The 16,188-nt window shown below is 61.3% G+C and carries 18 protein-coding genes and 1 pseudogene; 5 read left to right on the top strand and 14 right to left on the bottom strand.

Going from position 1 to position 16,188, the window contains the following annotated elements; genetic code table 11:
* Positions 1 to 12 precede the first annotated feature (12 nt).
* Together HX793_RS07600 and HX793_RS07605 are read left to right on the top strand one after the other, a co-directional pair.
* Positions 13 to 972 (top strand): amino acid ABC transporter permease, encoded by a 960-nt coding sequence (locus HX793_RS07600; RefSeq protein ID WP_028615398.1) that lies wholly within the window; start codon positions 13 to 15, stop codon positions 970 to 972.
* Positions 965 to 1,699: an amino acid ABC transporter ATP-binding protein gene (locus HX793_RS07605; protein ID WP_016979161.1), complete on the top strand. Its 735-nt coding sequence runs from the start codon at positions 965 to 967 to the stop codon at positions 1,697 to 1,699. Before HX793_RS07600 ends, HX793_RS07605 begins: the two co-directional genes overlap by 8 nt.
* Here HX793_RS07605 and HX793_RS07610 read toward each other — a convergent pair.
* The 12 genes and pseudogenes from HX793_RS07610 to ubiE form a co-directional block, all read right to left on the bottom strand.
* The gene (locus HX793_RS07610; RefSeq protein WP_177094596.1) at positions 1,694 to 3,601 is read right to left on the bottom strand and encodes a methyl-accepting chemotaxis protein; all 1,908 of its coding nucleotides are present in this window, start codon (positions 3,599 to 3,601) and stop codon (positions 1,694 to 1,696) included. The two genes, HX793_RS07605 and HX793_RS07610, sit on opposite strands and share 6 nt — an antisense overlap.
* A 106-nt stretch (positions 3,602 to 3,707) precedes the next feature.
* Positions 3,708 to 4,580, bottom strand: coding sequence for a methyl-accepting chemotaxis protein (locus HX793_RS31980; protein WP_438810835.1), 873 nt, complete (start codon positions 4,578 to 4,580; stop codon positions 3,708 to 3,710).
* A pseudogene (locus HX793_RS31985) lies at positions 4,566 to 5,624 on the bottom strand (methyl-accepting chemotaxis protein); the annotation flags it as partial. The pseudogene HX793_RS31985 and the gene HX793_RS31980, both read right to left, overlap by 15 nt.
* 180 nt (positions 5,625 to 5,804) lie before the next feature.
* Positions 5,805 to 6,512: a 16S rRNA (uracil(1498)-N(3))-methyltransferase gene (locus HX793_RS07620; protein WP_177051678.1), complete on the bottom strand. Its 708-nt coding sequence runs from the start codon at positions 6,510 to 6,512 to the stop codon at positions 5,805 to 5,807.
* A complete protein-coding gene (tatC, locus tag HX793_RS07625; RefSeq protein ID WP_010213805.1) occupies positions 6,509 to 7,297 on the bottom strand; it encodes a twin-arginine translocase subunit TatC in 789 nt (262 codons plus the stop codon). Before tatC ends, HX793_RS07620 begins: the two co-directional genes overlap by 4 nt.
* Complete coding sequence (tatB, locus tag HX793_RS07630) at positions 7,294 to 7,698, bottom strand: Sec-independent protein translocase protein TatB (RefSeq protein ID WP_177094598.1); 405 nt, start codon at positions 7,696 to 7,698, stop codon at positions 7,294 to 7,296. The genes tatC and tatB overlap by 4 nt, the downstream gene beginning before the upstream one ends.
* Positions 7,699 to 7,708: 10 nt before the next feature.
* Positions 7,709 to 7,987, bottom strand: a complete 279-nt coding sequence (locus HX793_RS07635) for a twin-arginine translocase TatA/TatE family subunit (RefSeq protein WP_177051674.1) — start codon at positions 7,985 to 7,987, stop codon at positions 7,709 to 7,711.
* Positions 7,988 to 8,013: 26 nt separating this feature from the next.
* Entirely contained in the window at positions 8,014 to 8,346 is a 333-nt protein-coding gene (locus HX793_RS07640; RefSeq protein ID WP_003187881.1) for a phosphoribosyl-ATP diphosphatase, read from the bottom strand.
* 2 nt (positions 8,347 to 8,348) lie between these two features.
* The gene (hisI, locus tag HX793_RS07645; RefSeq protein ID WP_177051672.1) at positions 8,349 to 8,741 is read right to left on the bottom strand and encodes a phosphoribosyl-AMP cyclohydrolase; all 393 of its coding nucleotides are present in this window, start codon (positions 8,739 to 8,741) and stop codon (positions 8,349 to 8,351) included.
* Positions 8,742 to 8,782: 41 nt separating this feature from the next.
* A complete protein-coding gene (gene ubiB / locus HX793_RS07650; protein ID WP_177094600.1) occupies positions 8,783 to 10,387 on the bottom strand; it encodes a ubiquinone biosynthesis regulatory protein kinase UbiB in 1,605 nt (534 codons plus the stop codon).
* On the bottom strand, positions 10,384 to 11,007 hold the full coding sequence (locus HX793_RS07655; protein ID WP_177051668.1) for a ubiquinone biosynthesis accessory factor UbiJ: 624 nt from the start codon (positions 11,005 to 11,007) through the stop codon (positions 10,384 to 10,386). Before HX793_RS07655 ends, ubiB begins: the two co-directional genes overlap by 4 nt.
* The gene (gene ubiE, locus HX793_RS07660; protein WP_016979169.1) at positions 11,007 to 11,777 is read right to left on the bottom strand and encodes a bifunctional demethylmenaquinone methyltransferase/2-methoxy-6-polyprenyl-1,4-benzoquinol methylase UbiE; all 771 of its coding nucleotides are present in this window, start codon (positions 11,775 to 11,777) and stop codon (positions 11,007 to 11,009) included. The genes HX793_RS07655 and ubiE overlap by 1 nt, the downstream gene beginning before the upstream one ends.
* Positions 11,778 to 11,921: 144 nt before the next feature.
* Between ubiE and HX793_RS07665 the strand changes: the two genes are divergently transcribed.
* From HX793_RS07665 to HX793_RS07675, 3 genes are all read left to right on the top strand, one after another.
* Positions 11,922 to 12,197 (top strand): polyhydroxyalkanoic acid system family protein, encoded by a 276-nt coding sequence (locus tag HX793_RS07665; RefSeq protein ID WP_016979171.1) that lies wholly within the window; start codon positions 11,922 to 11,924, stop codon positions 12,195 to 12,197.
* Positions 12,198 to 12,302: 105 nt separating this feature from the next.
* Complete coding sequence (locus HX793_RS07670; RefSeq protein WP_095014374.1) at positions 12,303 to 12,725, top strand: phasin family protein; 423 nt, start codon at positions 12,303 to 12,305, stop codon at positions 12,723 to 12,725.
* A 12-nt stretch (positions 12,726 to 12,737) separates the two neighbouring features.
* On the top strand, positions 12,738 to 13,727 hold the full coding sequence (locus HX793_RS07675) for a phasin family protein (protein ID WP_177051666.1): 990 nt from the start codon (positions 12,738 to 12,740) through the stop codon (positions 13,725 to 13,727).
* A 49-nt stretch (positions 13,728 to 13,776) separates the two neighbouring features.
* On the opposite strand, the gene HX793_RS07680 is transcribed toward HX793_RS07675, so the two are convergent.
* Entirely contained in the window at positions 13,777 to 14,397 is a 621-nt protein-coding gene (locus tag HX793_RS07680; RefSeq protein WP_095014376.1) for a TetR/AcrR family transcriptional regulator, read from the bottom strand.
* A gap of 27 nt (positions 14,398 to 14,424) precedes the next feature.
* The gene (gene phaC, locus HX793_RS07685) at positions 14,425 to 16,107 is read right to left on the bottom strand and encodes a class II poly(R)-hydroxyalkanoic acid synthase (RefSeq protein WP_177051664.1); all 1,683 of its coding nucleotides are present in this window, start codon (positions 16,105 to 16,107) and stop codon (positions 14,425 to 14,427) included.
* Positions 16,108 to 16,188 lie beyond the last annotated feature (81 nt).

Raw genomic sequence — 16,188 nt, forward strand, 5'->3', positions numbered from 1 at the left:
GCGGAAAGTGAAATGAAACAGAAAAAAGCCCAATGGCCCTGGCACCTGCTGACCGTGGTCGTGCTGGTCGGCCTGGCTGGCGCCTTGTACTACGCCACCTCGTTGATGTCCTACGAGTGGCGCTGGAACCGCGTGCCGCAATACTTCGCCTACCAGGCTGAAACGTCCCAGCGCGCCGCTGACATCTCCACGGTTGTCGAGTTGGTACGCAAAGGCGATGTCGCCGAAGTGACCCTGCGCAACGACGCGGGTGCCGAGCAAAAGCTGACCGTTGCCGACAACAGCTTGCAAGTGGCGCGTGGCGACGATGTGGCCGAAGGCGACGTGGTCGGCGTGACCCGCCATTGGGCGTTGGGCCCGTTGATGTGGGGGTTGTGGACAACGCTGTGGCTGTCGGTGGTGTCGGGCATCCTGGGCCTGGCGATCGGTTTGGCGACCGGCTTGTGCCGGTTGTCCAGCAACCCGACCTTGCGGGATCTGTCGACGATCTACGTCGAACTGGTGCGCGGCACGCCGCTATTGGTGCAGATCTTCATTTTCTACTTCTTTATCGGCACGGTGCTCAACCTGTCCCGGGAATTTGCCGGGATCGCCGCGCTGTCGCTGTTCACCGGCGCTTACGTGGCGGAAATCGTGCGTGCTGGCGTGCAGTCCATCACCCGTGGCCAGAACGAAGCCGCGCGGTCTTTGGGTCTGAGCGCGAGCCAGTCGATGCGCCATGTGGTACTGCCGCAAGCGTTCAAGCGCGTGCTCCCGCCGTTGGCCGGGCAATTTATCAGCCTGGTGAAAGACACTTCGCTGGTCTCGGTGATTGCGATTACCGAACTGCTCAAAAGCGGCCGCGAAGTGATCACCACCTCGTTCTCGCCGTTTGAAATCCTGTTCTGCGTCGCAGGCCTGTACCTGCTGATCAACCTGCCGCTGTCGAAAATGGCCAGCCGGCTTGAGCGGAGGCTCGCGCAAAGTGATTGAAGTCCGCGATCTGGTAAAAGTCTTCGACACCCGCGGCCATGTGGTCCGTGCGGTCGACAACGTGACCACCCAGGTGGCCAAAGGCGAAGTGCTGGTGGTAATCGGCCCTTCCGGCTCCGGCAAGTCCACCTTCCTGCGTTGCCTCAATGGCCTGGAAGAATTCGACTCGGGTTCGGTGAGCATCGATGGCCTGCAACTGGCTGACCCGAAGACCGACGTGAACGCCTATCGCCGCGAAGTCGGCATGGTGTTCCAGCACTTCAACCTGTTCCCCCACATGACGGTGCTGGAAAACCTGTGCCTGGCGCAAAAAGTCGTGCGCAAGCGCAGCAAGAAGGAACGCGAGGCCAAGGCCCTGGCGTTGCTGGAAAAGGTCGGAATTGCGCAGAAGGCCAACGAGTTTCCATCACGCTTGTCCGGGGGGCAGCAGCAGCGCGTCGCGATTGCCCGGGCCCTGGCGATGGACCCCAAGGTCATGCTGTTCGACGAGCCCACTTCGGCACTCGACCCGGAAATGGTCGGCGAAGTGCTGGACGTGATGAAGACCCTGGCCCTGGAAGGCATGACCATGGTTTGTGTCACCCACGAAATGGGCTTTGCCCGTGAAGTGGCCGACCGGGTGCTGTTCTTCGACCATGGCAAGTTGCTGGAAGATGCCGCCCCGGCCGAATTCTTTGATGCGCCGAAAGACCCGCGGGCCCAGGCCTTCCTGCGTCAGGTCCTATAGCCTGAATTTGCCCACCAGCGCCTGTAGATCCAGGCTCAACCGGGTCAACTGAACACTCGCCGCCGCCGTCTCCTCACTGGCTGCGGCGGTTTGTTCGGATACATCGCGCACCTTCAGCACACTGCGATTGATCTCCTCCGCCACCGCGCTTTGCTCCTCGGCGGCAGCGGCGATCTGCGGGTTCATTTCCTGGATGATCGAGACGGTGCGGATAATCGCCGCCAAGGCATCGCCCGCGTCGCGGCTCAGGTCGACGCTGTAGTCAGTCAGCGCGCGGCTGCCGTCCATGATATCGGCCACCTGCTGGGTGCCGGTGTGCAAGCCGAGTATCAGCCCCTCGATCTCTTCAGCGGATTCTTGCGTGCGTAAAGCCAGGCTGCGCACTTCATCGGCGACCACGGCGAAGCCTTCGCCTGCCGAGCCAGCACGCGCGGCTTCAATCGCGGCATTCAGGGCGAGCAGGTTGGTCTGCTGCGACACGGACTTGATGACGTCCAGCACCCCCCCGATCTTTTGGCTCTCCTGTTGCAAGGCAATCATCGCCTGGCCGGCGCGCGCCATTTCGTGGGCCAGATGGCCAATCTGCTCCACGGCCTGCCCGACAACCTTGTCCCCGGCAGTGGCTTGTTCATCGGCCTCATTGGCCGCCGCCGAGGCTTGTTCGGCATGTCGCGCAACTTCCTGGGCGGTGGCGAGCATTTCATTCATCGCGGTGGCGACTTGGTCGGTCTCGTCCTTCTGGTTGTTGATGCCTGCACGGGTTTGCTCCGTCACCGCCGACAGCTGTGTAGCGGCACTGGCGATCTGCCGGGCGCTGTCACCAATGCCGCTGATCAGGCTGCGCAGGTTGCTGGTCATGTCGCCCATGGCCTGTTGCAGTTGACCCAACTCATCGCGGCGTTCCACCTGGGTGTCGTGACTGAGATCGCCCTGGGCGATGCGGTTGGCGGATGTCAGCACTTGGCGCAGCGGCAGCGCGATCTGCCGGGCGATCCACCAGGCAGCCAGGGCGCCGAATAGCAACGCAGCCACCGTGACGCTGATGAGCAGCGTCCGAGTGTGGTCCGCTTCGGTGTCGCGTTTGAGTGTCTGGCCTTGGCTGACGGAATCGCTGTGTTCGAGCAACTGGTTGAGCTGCTGTTCGAACTGGTTCTGTGCAGTTTCGGTGGTGAGTTGAGCGTCCTTGAGCTTTATCAACTGTATGCGATAGTTCGCCAGATCGGTTTTAAGCAGGCTGGAATTCACTGGCAGGCTAGTCACGGCGGCCTGGGCGATGTCCAGGGCGTCGAGTGCTTTGCCGAGAGCTTCGGCATAGGCTTGCAGTGACTCGGCCGCCCAGGCGGGGCTCTGGGCACGATCCTCGGCTCGCTCCATGGCCTGGCGCAGGTTCTCAATGGCATCCAGCGCCTGCTCGTCTTGCTGGTCAGGCAAGTCGCTGGCCAGCTGTGTGAGCGTGTCACTGGCTTGCAGTGCTGCCGAATGGAGTGGGGGGCGGGTTTTTTCGCGCTGTTCGAGCAACGGTGGCAGTTCCACCAGGACGGCTTTGAAGCGGGTCACCAAGCGCTGCGCTTGCACGATGTGTTGTAGGTCAGCGGGATCTTTCAGGTGGGTCGCCAGGTAGCTGAGGTGTTGATCGATTTGTGCAATCTGCAGCTTCATTTTGCCCAGGCTTGCGGTGTCCGCAAGCGTTCGATAAACGATACGGTCCGCGCGCAGGGCCTCAGAAACAACCGCCAGTTGGTTCAAGGCCGTCAGATTGCTTGAGCGGAACAGCACGGTGTTCAGTGCTTGCCAGCCGGTCATGGCAATGATGAAGCTGAGTATCAGCACCTGTCCAAAACCCAGGGCGAGCTTGAGACGGACGCTGGCATTGACCAGCAAGCGGGTCAGCCGAGAAAACATGATGAACCTCCGAATCTGAAGAAGCGTTTCGCAACTAAGGAAACGCTAATTCGATTCGGCGTAATGCTGGGCTGATAACTACGTAGGACGTTTCATAAAGTGTGAGTTAGATCCGAAAGCGCCCCACCAGCGTTTGCAGGTAAATACCCAGGCGGGCCAACTCGGCACTGGATGCGGCGGTCTCTTCACTGGCCGAAGAGGTCTGTTCCGACACATCGCGCACGTTCAGCACGCTGCGGTTGATCTCTTCAGCCACGGCGCTTTGCTGCTCGGCGGCGGTGGCGATCTGCGAGTTCATCGCCTGGATGGTCGAGACTGTCCGGGTGATGCTCGCCAGGGCGCTGCCGGCACGGCGGGTCAGTTCGACGCTGCTGTCAGTCAGCCCGCGGCTGTTGTCCATGATGGTCGCCACTTGCTGCGTGCCGCTTTGCAGGCCGACGATCAGCTCTTCGATCTCTTCGGTAGACTTCTGCGTGCGCTGGGCCAGGCTGCGCACTTCGTCCGCCACCACGGCGAAGCCACGCCCGGCCTCACCGGCGCGCGCGGCTTCAATCGCGGCGTTGAGGGCCAGCAGGTTGGTTTGCTGGGCCACGGACTTGATCACATCGAGCACGCTGCCGATCTTGTCGCTTTCGCGCTTCAGATCGCCCATGGCGACCGTGGAGTGGCCCACCTCGGTGGCCAGGCGTTCGATCTGGGCGATGGCTTCGCCGACCACCTTGTCGCCTTCTCGGGCCTGTTGGTCAGCCGCCACGGCGGCTTCAGAGGCTTCCTCGGCGTTGCGCGCGACTTCCTGCACAGTGGCGGCCATTTCGTTCATGGCGGTGGCGACCTGGTCGGTCTCGACCTTCTGGCTGTTGACCCCGGCACTGGTCTGCTCGGTCACGGCCGACAGTTGCTCGGCGGCGCTGGCGATCTGGGTGACGCCATCGCTGATACCACCGATCAGCTCGCGCAGGCCGACGGTCATGCTTTGCATGGCGCGTTGCAGCTGGCCCAGTTCGTCCTGGCGCGTGGAGGTCAGGTTGTGGCTCAGGTCGCCGGAGGCGACGCGCTCGGCCACCTTGAGGGTCTGATTCAGCGGGATGACGATCTGGCGTGTGATTGCCCAGGCGGCCACCAGGCCGAAGATCAGCGCCAGCACGGTCGCCAGCAGCAAGAGTTGTTTGGCCTGCGCGGCGTCGGTGTCGCGCACCACGGTTTGCGAGGTGGTGAGTTTTTCGCTGTGGGCCTGGAGAAGGTCGCCCTGAGCGCTCATGATCTTCAGTGCTTCGGCGGCGGCGGTCTGGGAGTCACGGTACTGGCTGACGGCCGCGCGGTAGGCCTGCAGCGAGGTGCTGGCCTGCTGCAGGTTGGCCTGGTACTGCGCGGGCAGTTGGCCTTCCAGTTCGGTGATCTTCTTGATGGCGTTTTCAATGGCATCGAGGGCCGGCTGTTCAGCCTCGACCTTGGCGCTGTAGGTGTAGCCACGCACCTGGAAGCGCGCTTGCTGAATCAGTTTGCTCAGGTCGACCACGCTGTTGAATTGGGTGACGCTGTCGCCTTGCAGCAGGCTTTTTTCGACCTCGCTGACCTTTGCCACGGCGTTGTCGGCGGTGTCGCCCAGTTTGCTGCGGGCACCTTCACGCTTCAGGCCGGCCTGGACCATGGCGGCAAAGGCCTTTTTGTATTGGTTCAAGGCGTCTTGTTGCTGTTCGACCAAGGCCTTGTCGTCGGGTTGCTCGATCAGGTCGGCGGCGGTTTTCAGGCCACTGTCCAGTTTGGTGATCAGGTTGTTGACCGCGTCGGTGCCTTGTTCGCCGCGCCGCATTTCGAAGTCCAGGCGCGCCAGGCGCAAGTCCTTGGTCAGGCCGTTGAGGCTGGAGATATAGCCCAGCTTGTCACCGCGACTGATCACATCGCCCAGGCCGGTCCAGCCGGTGAAGGTAATCAACAACGTCAGGATCAACACTAAGCCAAAGCCTACGCCCAGCTTGCGATTGACACCCACATTCCCCAGTTTCTCGGCTAACCAACGATACATGCTGCGAACTCCCCTGGAACAAGGCTTGGACTTATTCAAAGGTTATCGGCGGTTACAGACTTTTCTGTAGGAGCGAGCTTGCTCGCGAAAAACGTAAGGACGACGTGTTCATCTAGGATGGACGTGTAATCGTTAACGACCTTCGCGAGCAAGCTCGCTCCTACAGGAGGGCGGGCCCCGTTAGAAGAGCCTGGCGAGCAGGGCGGTGACGGCGGTTTCGACGCGCAGGATGCGCGCGCCCAGTTGAACGGGTTGCAAGCCAGCCTTTGTCAGCAGGTCCACTTCATACGGAATCCAGCCGCCTTCCGGGCCGATCGCCAGGGTCACCGGCTCATCGAGCCCGCGCGGGCAGGCCGGGTAATCACCGGGATGACCGATCAGGCCCAGGGTGCCCGCCGTCATGGCTGGCAGGCGGTCTTCGACGAAGGGTTTGAAGCGTTTTTCGATGATGATCTCGGGCAACACCGTGTCCCGCGCCTGTTCCAGGCCGAGGATCAGTTGTTCGCGAATCGCTTCGGGTTCCAGGAACGGGGTTTGCCAGAAGCTCTTTTCGACGCGGTAGCTGTTGAGCAGCACCACCTTGGGCACGCCCATGGCGGCCACGGTCTGCAGCACCCGACGTAGCATCTTCGGGCGCGGCAGCGCCAGCAGCAGGGTCAGCGGCAGTTTGGCCGGCGGCGGTTGGTCGAAGCTGACGTGCAGTTCGGCTTCAGCCGCTTCCAGGCGCAGCAGCTGGGCATTGCCCATTTGCCCGCCGATGCGGCCGACGCGCAGGCTGTCGCCGACGGCGGCGCGGTGGACTTCCTGCATGTGCACCAGGCGTCGATCACGCAGCACCACACGGTCGGCCGCGATGAAGTCGGCCTCTTCAAGGAGCAGCAGGTTCACGGCTGGGTCGCTGGCGGCTGGTCGTCGTCGGGCTGGTCATCCGGGTGTTCGCCGCGCTTGCTGATCAAGCCGCTGAACAGGATGCCGATCTCGAACAGCATCCACATCGGCACGGCCAGCAGGGTCTGGGAGAAGATGTCCGGTGGCGTAAGGATCATGCCGACCACGAAGCAGCCGATGATCACGTACGGGCGGATCTTCTTCAGGTACGCCACGTTGACCACGCCGATCCATACCAGCAGCACCACGGCCACCGGGATTTCGAAGGCCACGCCAAAGGCGAAGAACAGCGTCATCACAAAGTCGAGGTAGCTGGTGATGTCGGTCATCATTTCTACACCGGCCGGGGTGGCGGCGGCGAAGAATTTGAAGATCAGCGGGAACACCAGGAAGTAGGCGAACGCCATGCCGGTGTAGAACAGCAGGATGCTCGACACCAGCAACGGCACGGCGATGCGCTTCTCATGCTTGTACAGGCCCGGCGCGATAAAGCCCCAGATCTGGTGCAGGATCACCGGGATCGCCAGGAACAGCGAGACCATCATGGTCAGCTTCAACGGCGTGAGGAACGGCGACGACACGTCGGTGGCGATCATCGTCGCGCCGGCCGGCAGGTACTGGCGCAGCGGCGTGGAGACGAAGGTGTAGATCTGCTGGGTAAAGGCGAACAACCCGGCAAAGATGATGAAAATGGCCGCTACGCAACGCAGCAGGCGGGTACGCAGCTCGGTGAGGTGCGAGACCAGCGGCATATGCTGGTCGTTTTCCGGTTTATCAGCGCTCATGGGGCTCGCGGCGGCAATGTAGGGTCATGGGGCGCGGGCGACGCGATGGGCGTCGGCGCAGGCTCGGTGGGCGCGATCGGTGCCACGGGGGCTGCATCGACAACAGGCGCGATGCTGTTTTCAGCCACAGGCGCCGCGGGTTTGGCGGGTTCCTGCAGCGGCGACAGAATTTTGCGGGCTTCTTGCTCCAACGACAGGATGTGCTCGTTGTGCAGTTGCCGGCGGATCTCGTCGGCGCCGATTTCCCGTTCAACTTCCTGTTTGATGGCGTTGAAACTGCGTTTCAGGCGCCCGATCCACAGGCCGGCCGTGCGTGCGGCACCGGGCAGGCGTTCCGGCCCCAGTACCAGCAGGGCCACGAGGCCGACGAGCAGCAGTTCAGAGAAGCTGATACCAAACATTAGTCAGTGCTCACGAGTCTTTGCGGGTCGGCTCTTCGACTTTCTCAGCCTGCACGTCGAAGGTGCGACGCTCGGTGATCGGCTGGGTGGCCTGCGGGTGCACAGGCTGCGCCGGTGGCACCGGGTTGGCGGCTTGGTCGGCGGGTTTCTCGTCGTCATTCATGGCTTTGCGGAAGCCCTTGATCGACTCGCCCACGTCGGTGCCCAGGTTCTTGAGTTTCTTGGTGCCGAACACCAGTACCACCACCACCAGAATGACGATCCAGTGTTTCCAGTCAAAAATGCCCATGCTGCAAATCCTCAAGTCTTAGTTATTCAGGCGGACGGGCGCGAGGCTTTCTCGGCATGCCCGGACAAGCCGAAGCGTCGGTCCAGTTCATCCAGCACAGCCTGCGGATGCTGCCCCAGTTGGGCAAGCATGACCAGGCTATGGAACCACAAGTCAGCGGTCTCATAGATTACATCGCTGTAATCACCGCTGATTTGCGCGTCCTTGGCCGCAATGATGGTCTCGACGGATTCTTCGCCGAGCTTTTCCAGGATCTTGTTCAAGCCCTTGTGGTACAGGCTGGCGACGTAGGAACTGTCGGCGTCCGCGCCTTTGCGGTCTTCCAGTACCTGGGCCACGCGGTTCAGGGTATCGCTCATGTCTAGTGTCCTGCCGAGTAGATGGCGTGCGGGTCTTTGAGCACCGGCTCCACCACTTTCCATTCGCCGTTCTCGAACACGCGATAGAAGCAACTGTGACGGCCGGTGTGGCAGGCGATGTCGCCGATCTGCTCGACCTTGAGGATCACCACGTCGGCGTCGCAGTCGATGCGCATCTCGTGCAGGGTCTGCACGTGCCCGGACTCTTCGCCCTTGCGCCACAGTTTGCCACGCGAGCGTGACCAATAGATGGCGCGCTGCTCAGTGGCGGTGAGGCCCAGGGCCTCGCGGTTCATCCAGGCCATCATCAGCACGCGCCCGGTCTTATAGTCCTGGGCAATGGCCGGCACCAGGCCGTCACTGTCCCACTTGATCTCGTCCAGCCAGTCTTTCATGTTCGGCTCCGGCAATTTGCGACAGTGTATAACCGGATTGGCTATCGACGCACGATCAGATAAACACCCACGGCGACCATGATGCCAGCCGGCCAGTGGCCCAGTTGGTTCAGCGGGCCACCGATGGCCAGCATCACCCCGCCGACCAGGTGCGCAGCGCCCAGCAGGCGCAGGAACCAGTCGTCCTTGCGCTGCTTCCAGGGCGGCGCCGGGTCCTTGGCGTGGGGCTGGGACATACGCTCCAACAGGTCGCGGGTCATGTTGGCCAGGTGCGGCAGTTGTTCCATCTGGCTATGCAGGTTGCCCAGCACGGTTTTCGGGCTCATGCGTTCGCGCATCCAGCGTTCCAGGAACGGCTGGGCGGTGTTCCACAGATCGAGGTCCGGGTACAGCTGGCGGCCCAGGCCTTCGATGTTCAACAGGGTTTTTTGCAGCAATACCAGCTGTGGCTGCACTTCCATATTGAAGCGTCGCGCGGTCTGGAACAGGCGCATCAGCACTTGGCCGAATGAAATATCTTTTAACGGTTTTTCGAAGATTGGCTCGCACACGGTGCGGATCGCCGCTTCGAATTCGTTGAGCTTGGTTTCCGCCGGCACCCAGCCTGAATCAATGTGCAACTGCGCCACACGGCGATAGTCGCGCTTGAAGAAGGCGAACAGGTTGCGGGCCAGGTAGTCCTGGTCTTCCGGGGTCAGGCTGCCGACGATGCCGCAGTCGATCGCAATGTACTGCGGGCTCCAGGGGTTCACGGTGCTGACGAAGATGTTGCCGGGGTGCATGTCGGCGTGGAAGAAACTGTCGCGGAACACCTGAGTGAAGAAGATCTCCACGCCGCGCTCGGCGAGCATCTTCATGTTGGTGCGCTGGTCGGCCAGGGTCGCGAGGTCGGTGACCTGCACGCCGTAGATGCGCTCCATCACCAGCACTTTGGGGCGGCACCAGTCCCAATACACTTGGGGCACGTACAGCAGGGGCGAACCTTCGAAGTTGCGCTTGAGCTGGCTGGCATTGGCGGCTTCGCGCAGCAGGTCGAGTTCGTCGTAGATAGTTTTTTCGTAGTCGGCGACCACGTCCACCGGGTGCAGCAGGCGCGCATCGGCCGAGAAACGCTCGGCGGCACGGGCGAGGATGAACAGCCACGCCAGGTCCTGGCCGATGATCGGCTTGAGGCCGGGGCGGATCACCTTAACCACCACCTCTTCGCCGGTCTTGAGCTGCGCCGCGTGCACTTGGGCGACGGAGGCCGACGCGAGAGGCTCGACGTCAAAGCGGCTGAAGACTTCGCTGATCTTTTTGCCCAGTTGCTCTTCGATCAACGCCATCGACTGTTGGGAGTCGAACGGAGGCACGCGGTCCTGCAGCAGCATCAGCTCGTTGGCGATGTCTTCGGGTAGCAAGTCGCGGCGGGTCGAGAGGATCTGCCCGAACTTGATGAAGATCGGCCCCAGGTCCTGCAACGCCAGGCGCAGGCGCGCGCCACGGCTGAGCTCCAGCTTCTTGCGCGGGAACCAGCGCCACGGCAGCACATAGCGTACTGCCAGCAGGAACCACGGCAGGGGCAGGGCGAACAGCAGGTCATCGAGTTGGTAGCGGATTACGACGCGCTGGATACGAAACAAACGGCGGACGGCGAGCAGCTTCATGCGTTATCGCTTGGATCAAGGGAACGGCTCAGGCGCTCGAAGCGGGCCTCAAGGCGTTCCAGGTCGATTTTGGCCTTGTCGAGCTCACGAAAGCGCGCTTGCGCCTCACGTTCTCCGACCAGGGTGCGCGATTCTTCGCTCAGGTATTCGGCGAGGTTCTGGTTGAGGCTGGCGAACCCCTGCTGGTACCAGCGCGAACGGCTGCGCAGGTGCCCGCTGATCAACTGGGTGGCCACCGGGCCGATCCAGCGTGACAGCTCATATTCCCAGTCCAGTTCCAGGTCCTGCAGCACGGCAGCCAGGTCCATCAGCACCGAGCTGTCGCCTTCCAGCGCCACTTCAGCGCTGTGCAGGATGGCGGTCTTGTTGCGGCTTAGGGCCAGGTGCAACAGGCTCGACGCCGGCGCACGCAGGGTGCAATCGGCGTCGGCGGCCCATTGGGCCGCGAGCATCAGGCCTTCATCGCTGGGCAGGATAAACAGCTGCAAGGCGGGGCTGCGGCAGTCGACGGCAATGACTTTGCCATTGAGGTGCGCAAGCCGCGCCAGGGCGGTGCTGTCCAGGCGCAGCACACGGTTGAGACCGTGTTCAACGCTGGCGAGAAGGCCGTTGAGCAGCATCAGGGCTTGATGCCGCGGTGCAGGGCAACGATACCCGAGGTCATGTTGTGGTAGGTCACGCGGTCGAAACCGGCCTCTACCATCATCGACTTCAGGGTTTCCTGGTCGGGGTGCATGCGGATCGATTCGGCCAAGTAGCGATAGCTGTCCGGGTCGTTGAGCACCAGCTTGCCCACCAGCGGCATGAAGGCGAAGGAGTAAGTGTCGTAGACCTTGGACATCACCGCGTTGGTCGGCTTGGAGAACTCCAGCACCAGCAAACGGCCACCCGGCTTGAGCACGCGCAGCATCGAACGGATCGCGTCTTCCTTGTGGGTGACGTTGCGCAAGCCGAAGGCGATGGTCACGCAGTCGAAGTGGTTGTCCGGGAACGGCAGCTTCTCTGCGTCGGCCTGGACGAACTCGATATTGCCGGCCACGCCTTTATCCAGCAGGCGATCGCGCCCGACCTTGAGCATCGAGCTGTTGATGTCGGCCAGTACTACTTGGCCAGTCGGGCCCACCAACTTGGAGAACTTGGCCGCCAGGTCACCCGTGCCGCCGGCGATGTCCAGCACACGGTTGCCAGGGCGAACACCCGACAACTCGATGGTGAAACGCTTCCACAGGCGGTGCATGCCGCCCGACAGTACGTCGTTCATCAGGTCGTACTTGGCCGCGACGGAGTGGAACACCTCAGCGACTTTTTCCGCTTTCTGGCTTTCCGGGACGTTCTTGAAGCCGAAGTGAGTGGTGGGTTCGGCATCGTTGCCTTTGCGCTGATCAGTCATATCGCTGTCACCAAAAGAGAATGCGGGACATGATAATCCCCAAGGCCTGCTTTGTCTTGGCAAGGCTGCAGGTAAGATGGGTGGTCACCGAGACCTTTTGCCGCATCGAAGGTATCTCCATCCCTATAAAGAGGAGTCATTGCAATGGCCCGTATAACCGTTGAGCGTGCACATTCCCTGGGTAAAGAAGGCGCACGGGCAAAGGCCGACAAGTTGGCGCACAAACTCAAAGAACAATATGGCCTGGAGCCGTCGTGGTCCGGCGACACCTTGAACCTCAAGCGTTCGGGGGTTAAGGGCACAGTAGTCGTCGCCGATGATTCGTTACGCATCGATGTGGAACTGGGCCTGTTGATGTCGGCCATGAGTGGCACCATCAAGTCCGAAATCGAAAAAGCCTTGGATAAGGCGTTGGCGTGATCCGCCTGTTCTTAGGGTGCCGATTCTAATTTTCCAGCCTACTTTGTGCCCAAGCCCTCAACTCCTGTGGGCCGTTCCTCCACCCTATTCTGCGTGAGGTGCACCATGGCCAAAGTTATCCTGAAGAAAAAAATCGACGCCCAGATCACTACCCTTAGCGAGGTTAAATCCTACGCCCGCAAGATCTGGCTGGCAGGACTTGGCGCTTATGCCAAGGTCGGAAGCGAGGGCAGCGAGTACTTCAAAGAGCTGGTTAAGACCGGTCAACATGTTGAAAGTAAAGGTAAAAAAGTTGCAGTTGAACAACTTGAAGCCGCCAACAGTCAGATTGACCAAGTAAAGAGTAATGTCTCCGCCGTCAAAGGTCTGGTAGAAGTTCAGCTTGATAAAGTTGAAAAAGCTTTTGACACTCGTGTGGCCAGTGCCTTGAATCGAATCGGCATTGCGTCTAAACATGACGTTGAGACACTCTCTGCTAAGCTCGAAGAGCTGACGACATTGCTAGAACGTGTCGCGCGTAAACACTAAGGAGACATCGGGATGGCTGTTAAAAAGACTACTCAGAAAGAAGGCAGCTCGTGGGTCGGGGAAGTTGAAAAATATTCCCGTAAGATCTGGCTTGCTGGTTTAGGCGTGTACTCGAAGGTTAGCAGTGACGGCGGCAAATACTTCGAGACTTTGGTCAAGGACGGCGAAAAGGCCGAGAAGTTGACCAAAACCACAGTGGGTAAAAAAGTTGAAGCCGCCAAGGCAACTGCCGGTTCAGCCAAGTCGAGCATTTCTGACACGTGGGGCAAGTTGGAAGAAACTTTCGACAAACGCCTCAACAGTGCCATTTCGCGACTGGGCGTACCAAGTAAGGCAGAGCTGAAGACGCTGCACAGCAAGGTCGATACCTTGACCAAGCAAATCGAAAAACTCACCGGCGCTAAAGTGGCACCCGCGAAAACGGCTGCTGCAAAACCGGCGGCCAAGCCAGCGGCTAAAACCGCAGCGGCCAAACCGGCTGCGAAACCTGCGGCCAAGCCTCTGGTAAGAGCTGCCGCCAAGCCGGCTGCAAAACCTGCTGCCAAGGCTGCTGCTAAACCAGCCGCCAAGCCAGCGGCCAAAACCGCTGCCGCCAAACCGGCCGCCAAACCCGCTGCTAAACCAGTGGCCGCTAAAGCCGCTGCCAAGCCTAAGCCAGCCGCAAAACCTGCAGCCAAGGCCGCTGCCAAACCAGCCGCCAAGCCTGTGGCCAAAACTGCTGCAGCAAAACCCGCTGCCAAACCCGCCGCAGCGAAACCTGCAGCCAAGCCGGCGGCCGCGAAACCAGCAGCCAAACCTGCTGCAGCCAAGCCAGCGGCAAAACCCGCCGCCGCGAAGAAGCCAGCGGTAGCGAAAAAACCAGCAGCGCCCAAGCCTGCTGTTGCGGCCAAGCCTGCTACTGCGCCAACCGCTTCCACAGCCAACTCGGTGTCCGCACCGACTCCTGCTGCTGTGACCCCGACTGCAACGCCGGCAACCCCGACGCCATCCAGTCAGTCCTGATTTTTCTCAGGATACAAAAAATGCCCGGCCTGCAAAGGTCGGGCATTTTTTATGGGGTGTGATCTACATACTTGAGGGCAAAGCGCTCAGTCGCCTGCCGCGCCGGCGGCAGCAAATGCGGCGCCACCAGCATCATGATCTGGTAAACCACCACCTGCACCTCACCTTCGCGGTCAAGAATCCGCTGGTAATCCAACGAAAACAGCAAGGTCATGGTGATCTGCTCCACCAGTTGCCCCAGGGCCTGGGTGCTGCTGACCAACTGCCCCGCCGCCTTCAGTCGCGCCAGCAAAGACGCCAGGGTCCGCTTGAGTGCTGTCAGCAGGTTGCGAATCCCCTTGGCCAGCTTCGGCAAACGCCCCGCCAGGTTTGACAAGTCCTGGAACAAGAACCGGTAATGCGCCATGCGCTCGACGATCAGGTGCAGGAACAGCCAGTAATCCTCGGCTTCCAGTTGCGCGTCCGCCGGTGGGTCGAGCAGGGGCGCCAGCTCATTCTGGAAGCGCTCGAACAACCCGAGTACCAACGGCTCCTTGCCATGAAAGTGGTAGTAGAGGTTGCCGGGGCTGATCCCCATTTCGTTGGCCACCTCCATGGTCGACACGTTCGGCTCGCCCTTCTGGTTGAACAACTGCAGGGCACATTCAAGGATACGGTCGCGGGTCTTCATCCAGTCTTCTTAATGTGATCGTTGAGCTCAGCGCACGCGCACATAGGTGCCGGGTGCCGCTTCCATCGGTGGGTAATTCTGGTTGCCCAGGGCGGTGAGGGTTTCCCGTTGCACGCCGGAGCGCTGCTGGATCCACGCCAGCCACTGCGGCCACCAACTGCCTTCGACGTGGTTGGCGTCGTAGTACCAGGCACGCGGGTCGCTGCTCAGCTTGGGGTTTTCGACGTAGTTGGCCTTGGGGTTGCCCGGCGGGTTGAGGATGCTCTGGATATGCCCGCTGTTGGACAGCACGAAGCGCCGCTCGCCGCCGAGCAATTGGGTGGAGCGATACACCGCGTCCCACGGCGTAATGTGGTCGTTGATGCCCGCCACACTGAAGCTGTCCACCGTGACCTTCTGCAAATCGATCGGCGTGCCACACACTTCCAGGCCACCGGGATGGCTGAGCGGGTTGTGCTTGAAGAAGTCCAGCAGGTCGCCGTGCAGCGCGGCGGGCAGGCGCGTGTTGTCGTTGTTCCAGTACAGGATGTCGAAGGCCGGCGGTTCCTTGCCCAGCAGGTAGTTGTTGATCCAGTAGTTCCAGATCAGGTCATTGGGGCGCATCCAGGCGAACACCTTGGCCATGTCGCGGCCGTCCAGCACGCCTTGCTGATAGGAGCGGCGCTTGGCGGCTTCCAGGGTCTGCTCGTCGGCGAACAGGGTGGCGGGGCTGTCGATCTGGCTGTCCAGCAGGCTCACCAGGTAACTGGCGCTGGAGATGCGGCGCAACTGGCGCTTGGCCTGCAGGTGACCTTGCAGCGCGGCGATGGTCAGGCCGCCGGCGCAGGCGCCCATCAGGTTGACCTCACGGGCGCCGGTGATCGCGCGGCACACGTTGAGTGCTTCCTCCAACGCAGCGACGTAGGTGGACAAGCCCCATTCGCGATGGCGCACGTCCGGGTTGCGCCAGCTGACCATAAAGGTTTGCAAGCCGTTTTTCAGGGCGTACTGCACAAAACTGTTGGCCGGGCTCAGGTCGAAAATATAGTACTTGTTGATTTGTGGCGGCACGATCAGCAGCGGCTTGGCGTACTGCTTTTCGCTCATGGGCTTGTACTGGATCAGCTCCAGCAGCTCGTTGCGAAACACCACGGAGCCGGGGGTGGTGGCGACCGTCTTGCCCACCTCGAAGGCGTGCTTGCTCACCTGGCGCGGCAGGCCGTTGTTGTGCAGAAGGTCTTCGAACAGGTTGGTCACGCCGCGCACCACGCTGTTGCCGCCGGAGTTGAGCAGCTCCTTGATCGCCAGCGGGTTGAGCAGGGTGTTGGAAGGGGAGACCGCATCGTTGATCAACGAGAAAGCAAAATGCGCACGGGCGCGGTCATCGGCGCTCAGGTTGCTGTCATCGATCCAGTGACGGGTCTGCTTCTGCCAGCTCAGATAGGCTTGCAGGCTGCGTCGGTACAGTGGGTTGAGCTTCCAAGTGGGGTCGGTGAAGCGGCCGTCGTTGGGGTTGGGTTCGTGCACGGTTTCACCGAGCAGCACGCGACCCAGTTGACCGCTCAACGCCCAGGCATGCCGAACGGTATGCACCGGGTTGCGCAAGCCATGGGCGGCCACGCTGCGCAGGGTCGACAGCAGGTCCCGACCGCGCAGGCCGGTGATCGCATTTTGCGCATTGATGAACGCGGCAGGGGTGGGCGCCGGGTTCGTCACGGGTCTTTCTCGCATGAGCCAACACTCCTTCGTCAAGCCATCAAACAGGCACGCCAATTCAGAACCATAGCCGGTTCCTGGCAAGTTGCGCGGCGG

The organism is Pseudomonas reactans (assembly GCF_013387025.1).
Classification (GTDB): domain Bacteria; phylum Pseudomonadota; class Gammaproteobacteria; order Pseudomonadales; family Pseudomonadaceae; genus Aquipseudomonas; species Aquipseudomonas reactans.

Bases quoted from the DNA above. Each gene is read 5' to 3' on its own strand.
- HX793_RS07670 (WP_095014374.1), top strand. From the start codon at position 12,303: ATGGCCAAAGTTATCCTGAAGAAAAAAATCGACGCCCAGATCACTACC.
- HX793_RS07640 (WP_003187881.1), bottom strand. From the start codon at position 8,346: ATGAGCGATACCCTGAACCGCGTGGCCCAGGTACTGGAAGACCGCAAA.
- ubiE (WP_016979169.1), bottom strand. From the start codon at position 11,777: ATGACTGATCAGCGCAAAGGCAACGATGCCGAACCCACCACTCACTTC.
- tatC (WP_010213805.1), bottom strand. From the start codon at position 7,297: ATGAGCGCTGATAAACCGGAAAACGACCAGCATATGCCGCTGGTCTCG.
- HX793_RS07675 (WP_177051666.1), top strand. From the start codon at position 12,738: ATGGCTGTTAAAAAGACTACTCAGAAAGAAGGCAGCTCGTGGGTCGGG.
- hisI (WP_177051672.1), bottom strand. From the start codon at position 8,741: ATGAAAGACTGGCTGGACGAGATCAAGTGGGACAGTGACGGCCTGGTG.
- tatB (WP_177094598.1), bottom strand. From the start codon at position 7,698: ATGTTTGGTATCAGCTTCTCTGAACTGCTGCTCGTCGGCCTCGTGGCC.
- HX793_RS07680 (WP_095014376.1), bottom strand. From the start codon at position 14,397: ATGAAGACCCGCGACCGTATCCTTGAATGTGCCCTGCAGTTGTTCAAC.
- phaC (WP_177051664.1), bottom strand. From the start codon at position 16,107: ATGCGAGAAAGACCCGTGACGAACCCGGCGCCCACCCCTGCCGCGTTC.
- HX793_RS31980 (WP_438810835.1), bottom strand. From the start codon at position 4,580: ATGCAAAGCATGACCGTCGGCCTGCGCGAGCTGATCGGTGGTATCAGC.
- HX793_RS07600 (WP_028615398.1), top strand. From the start codon at position 13: ATGAAACAGAAAAAAGCCCAATGGCCCTGGCACCTGCTGACCGTGGTC.
- HX793_RS07655 (WP_177051668.1), bottom strand. From the start codon at position 11,007: ATGCTGCTCAACGGCCTTCTCGCCAGCGTTGAACACGGTCTCAACCGT.
- ubiB (WP_177094600.1), bottom strand. From the start codon at position 10,387: ATGAAGCTGCTCGCCGTCCGCCGTTTGTTTCGTATCCAGCGCGTCGTA.
- HX793_RS07635 (WP_177051674.1), bottom strand. From the start codon at position 7,987: ATGGGCATTTTTGACTGGAAACACTGGATCGTCATTCTGGTGGTGGTG.
- HX793_RS07610 (WP_177094596.1), bottom strand. From the start codon at position 3,601: ATGTTTTCTCGGCTGACCCGCTTGCTGGTCAATGCCAGCGTCCGTCTC.
- HX793_RS07665 (WP_016979171.1), top strand. From the start codon at position 11,922: ATGGCCCGTATAACCGTTGAGCGTGCACATTCCCTGGGTAAAGAAGGC.